Raw genomic sequence first — 4,781 nt, 5'->3', positions numbered from 1 at the left:
CGGAAGCAGGAGTGGAAGTCTCGGGCGCGTACGTGGCGCCGAGGACGCCGACGGAGGAGGTGCTGGCGGCTGAGTGGGCGAAGGTGCTGGGCGTCGGACGCGTCGGCGCACGGGACAACTTCTTCGAGCTGGGCGGGCACTCACTGCTGGCGACGCAGGCGATTTCGCGCGTGCGCTCCGTCTTCGGCGTGGAGCTGCCGCTGCGTGCGTTGTTCGAAGCCCCCACCGTCGCGGACCTGGCGATCCGGGTGGATGCCGCGGCGCTCGGGGCCAAGGCTCCGCCGCTGGTGCCCGTGCCGCGCACGGGGCCGCTGCCGCTGTCGTTCGCGCAGCAGCGCCTGTGGTTCCTGGATCAGATGGAGCCCGGCTCCACGGCCTTCAACATGTTCACCGCCCTCCGCCTGGAGGGTGCGCTGGACGTGTCCGCGATGGAGCGCGCGTTCCACGCGCTCGTGGAGCGGCATGAGTCGCTGCGCACGACGTTCGAGGCGCTCGGCCAGGAGCCGGTGCAGCGCATCGCGCCCGCGCCGGAGCACGTGCTGACCACGGTGGACCTGTCCACGCTGGACGGGGACGCCATCGAGCTGGAAGCCCGCCGCCTCGCGGGCGTGGAGGCGCGCTGGCCGTTCGACCTGGGACGGGGCCCGCTGTTCCGCGCCACGCTCCTGCGCCTGGGCACGCAGCGCCACATGCTGCTGGTGGCGAAGCACCACATCATCTCCGACGGCTGGTCCATGGGCGTCCTCGTGCGCGAGGTCACCGCCCTCTACGAGTCCTTCCGCACGGGCCAGCCCGCGTCGCTGCCCGAGCTCAAGATCCAGTACGCGGACTACGCGGCCTGGCAGCGCGGCTGGCTGCGGGGCGACGCGCTGGAGACGCAGCTCTCCTATTGGCGCCAGCAGCTGGGCGGAGCCCCGCGACTGCTGGAACTGCCCACGGACCGTCCGCGTCCTCCCGTGGCGGGCACGCGCGGCGCCATCCTCCAGCGGATGCTGCCGGAGCGGCTCACCCAGGCGCTCCGGACCCTGAGCCAGCGCGAGGGCGCGACGCTCTACATGACGCTGCTCGCGGGCTTCCAGGTGCTGCTGTCCCGCCACAGCGGGCAGACGGACATCGTGGTGGGCGCGGACATCGCGAACCGCAACCACGCGGAGACCGAAGGGCTCATCGGTTTCTTCATCAACCAGCTCGCCATGCGCACGCGGCTGGAGGACGACCCGTCCTTCACCACGCTGCTGGCGCGCGTGAAGGACACGGCGCTGGGGGCATACGGGCACCAGGACCTGCCGTTCGAGGAGCTGGTCAAGGCGCTCAACCCCGAGCGCAGCCTCGCCCACGCGCCGCTGTTCCAGGTGAAGCTCATCCTGCAGAACACGCCCACGTCGTCGCTGGAGCTGCCGGGGCTGAGCTTCCGCGCCTCCGGCAGTGAGTCCGTGCAGTCGAACCTGGACCTGACGCTCTCCATCACGGAGAGCCCGCAGGGCCTGTCGTGCCAGTGGGTGTACGGCACGGACCTGTTCGACGCCTCCACCATGGAGCGCCTGGCCGCCGGGTTCCGCACGGTGCTGGAGTCCGCGGCCGCTGAACCGGCGGAGCGCGTCTCCCGCCTCCCCGTGCTCCCCTCCGAGGAGCGACGCACGCTCCTGGAGGCGTGGAACGACACCGCGCTCGCGCTGTCCGAGGACGGCGGGCTCCACGGCCTCGTGGAGGCCCAGGTGGAGCGCACGCCGGACGCCGTCGCGGCGGAGTTCGAGGGCGAAGCCCTCACGTACCGGGAGCTGGACTCCCGCGCCAACCAGCTCGCGTGGCACCTGCGGAGCCTGGGCGTGCGCGCGGAGACGCGCGTGGGCGTGTGCCTGGAGCGCTCGCTGGACCTGGTGGTGGCGCTGCTCGGCGTGCTCAAGGCGGGGGGCGCGTACGTGCCGCTCGACCCGTCGTATCCGTCCGAGCGCCTGGGCGCGATGCTGGAGGACAGCCGCGTCCCCGTGGTGGTGACGCAGGAGTCGCTGGCGGACGCGCTGCCGTCGCGCGGCGAGTGGCTGCTGCTGGTGGACGAGGAGGCCGCGGCCATCGCCCGCAGGCCGAAGGAGGCCCCGCCGTCGCTGACGGAGCCGCGCAACGCCGCCTACGTCATCTTCACCTCCGGTTCGACGGGGCACCCCAAGGGCGTCGTCGTGGAGCACCGCGGCATCCGCAACACGATTGCCCGCACCGTGACGGACTTCGGCATCCAGCCGGGCCGCCGCGTCCTGCAGTTCACCGCGTTCGGCTTCGACGCCTCCGTGCTGGAGCTCTTCGGCACGCTGGCGGGAGGAGGCACGCTGGTGCTGGTGCCGCGCGACGCGCTCCTGCCCGGCCCCGAGCTGACGGCGCTGCTGCGCGACCGCCACATCACCACGTCCGTGCTGCTGCCGCCCGTCCTGGCGGCCCTGCCGCACGACGCGCTGCCGGAGCTGGAGACGATCATCTCCGGCGCGGAAGCGCTGCCGCCGGAGCTGGTGGACCGCTGGGGGGCCGGACGCCGGTTCCTCAACTGCTACGGCCCCACGGAGATCAGCGTCACCGCGACCAGCGCCCTCTGCGCGCCGGACGGTGGGCGTCCGGGCATTGGCCGGCCGTATCCCAACACCCGGCTGTACGTGCTGGACCGCGCGGGCAGCCCGTGCCCACGGGCGTCCTGGGTGAGCTGTACATCGGCGGTGTGGGCGTGGGCCGCGGCTACCTGGAGCGCCCGGACCTGACGGCCGAGCGCTTCGTGCCCGACGTCTTCGGAGGCGAGCCCGGCGCGCGGCTGTACCGCACGGGCGACGTGGTGCGCTACCGCGCGGACGGCCAGCTGGAGTTCGCGGGCCGCGTGGACCACCAGGTGAAGCTGCGTGGCTTCCGCATCGAGCTGGGCGAAATCGAAGCGGCGCTCGGTCAGCACGCGTCCGTTCGGGACGCGGTGGTCCTGGCGCGCGAGGACGTGCCCGGCCAGAAGCGACTGGTGGCGTACGTCGTGCCGCAGGAGGAGCAGACGGCTGACGCGGAGGCGCTGCGCGCGTTCCTCAAGGAGCGCCTGCCGGAGTACATGGTGCCCGCGGCCTTCGTCGCGCTGGACGCGCTGCCGCTGACGCCCAACGGGAAGGTGGACCGCAAGGCCCTGCCGAAGCCGGAGCTCCAGAAGCTCGCGGCGGAGACCGGCGACGCCGCGCCCCGGCCTGGCGCGGAGGAGAAGCTCGCGCGCATCTGGGCGGAGCTGCTGGGCGTGGAGGGCGTGGGACGCAACGCGGACTTCTTCGAGTTGGGCGGGCACTCGCTGCTGGCGACGCAGGCGGTGTCGCGCATCCGGCAGGCGTTCCGCGTGGACCTGCCCGTGCGGGCCTTCTTCGAGATGCCCAACGTGGCCGCGCTCGCGGCGTGGCTCTCCACCCAGGTCCAGGACGTGGGGCCGGACGTGCCGCCGCTGGTGCCGGTGTCGCGCGAACAGCCGCTGCCGCTGTCCTTCGCGCAGCAGCGCCTGTGGTTCCTGGATCAGCTGGAGCCGGGAAGCCTGGCGTACAACATCCCGTTGACGGTGAGCCTGGAGGGAGACCTGGACGTGCCCGCGCTGGGCCGCGCCTTCCAGGAGATCCTCCGCCGCCACGAGTCCCTGCGCACCGCCTTCGGAGTGAAGGACGGGGAGCCCGTGCAGGTCATCTCCGAGGTGCCGGAGGTGGCGCTGGCGGTCGTGGACCTGGGCGCGCTGCCGCGGGCTGAAATCGAAGCGACGCTGGAGCAGCGGGCGCTGGCGGAGTCGCGCCAGCCGTTCGATTTGACGCGGGGCCCGCTCGTGCGGGCGACGCTGCTGAGGCAGGACGCGCGGCGGCACGTGCTGCTGCTGACGATGCACCACATCGTCTCCGACGGGTGGTCCATGGGCATCTTCATGCGCGAGATGGCCGCGCTCTACGAGGCCTTCCACGCGGGGCGGCCCTCGCCGCTGCCTGACCTCAAGCTCCAGTACGCGGACTACGCGGCCTGGCAGCGCGGCTGGCTGCGGGGCGAGGCGCTGGAGGCGCAGCTGGCCTGGTGGCGTGAGCAGCTGCGGGACACGCCGCCGCTGCTGGAGCTGCCCACGGATCATCCGCGGCCGACCGTGCGGACGCACCGCGCGGGCACGGTTCCGACGGAGTTCCCCCAGGCGTTGTCGGCGAGGCTCCAGACGCTGGGACAGGAAGAGGGCGCGACGCTCTACATGACGCTGCTCGCGGGCTTCCAGGTGTTGCTGTCGCGCTACAGCGGGCAGACGGACATCGTGGTGGGCACGGACATCGCGAACCGCAACCACGCGGACACGGAGGGCCTCATCGGCTTCTTCGTGAACCAGCTCGCCATGCGCACGCGGCTGGACGACGCCCCGACGTTCCGGCAGCTCCTGCGGCGCGTGAAGGACACGGCGCTGGGCGCGTACGGGCACCAGGACCTGCCGTTCGAGGAGCTGGTCAAGGCGCTCAACCCGGAGCGCAGCCTGGGCCATTCGCCCATCTTCCAGGTGAAGCTGTCGGTGCAGAACACGCCGGCCTCGTCCATCGAGCTGCCGGGCCTCAAGCTGCGCTCGCTGGGACGTGACGAAGGCGCAGCGAAGGTGGACCTCACGCTGTCCTTCAAGGACACCGGCATGGGGCTGCTGTGCGTGACCGACTACCGCGCGGACCTGTTCGAGCAGGCGACGGTGGAGCGGATGATGGGGCACCTGCGGGTGCTGCTGGAGGGCATCGCCGCGAATCCGGACGCGACCGTGAGCGCGCTGCCGATGCTGG

General features: G+C 72.3%; 2 protein-coding genes. Both read left to right on the top strand.

Going from position 1 to position 4,781, the window contains the following annotated elements:
- Nucleotides 1–2,741 (top strand): condensation domain-containing protein (locus ACLEQD_RS37100; RefSeq protein WP_410390615.1); only part of this gene is annotated, 2,741 nt, incomplete at its 5' end.
- Nucleotides 2,663–4,781, top strand: a 2,119-nt coding sequence (locus ACLEQD_RS37095; RefSeq protein WP_410390614.1) for a condensation domain-containing protein, incomplete at its 3' end; no start/stop codon positions are given. The genes ACLEQD_RS37100 and ACLEQD_RS37095, both read left to right, overlap by 79 nt.

This window comes from Corallococcus sp. 4LFB (genome assembly GCF_046520365.1).
GTDB lineage: Bacteria > Myxococcota > Myxococcia > Myxococcales > Myxococcaceae > Corallococcus > Corallococcus caeni.
Note: the sequence above shows the minus strand (reverse complement) of the source record. Positions and strands in the feature narration are given on the sequence as shown.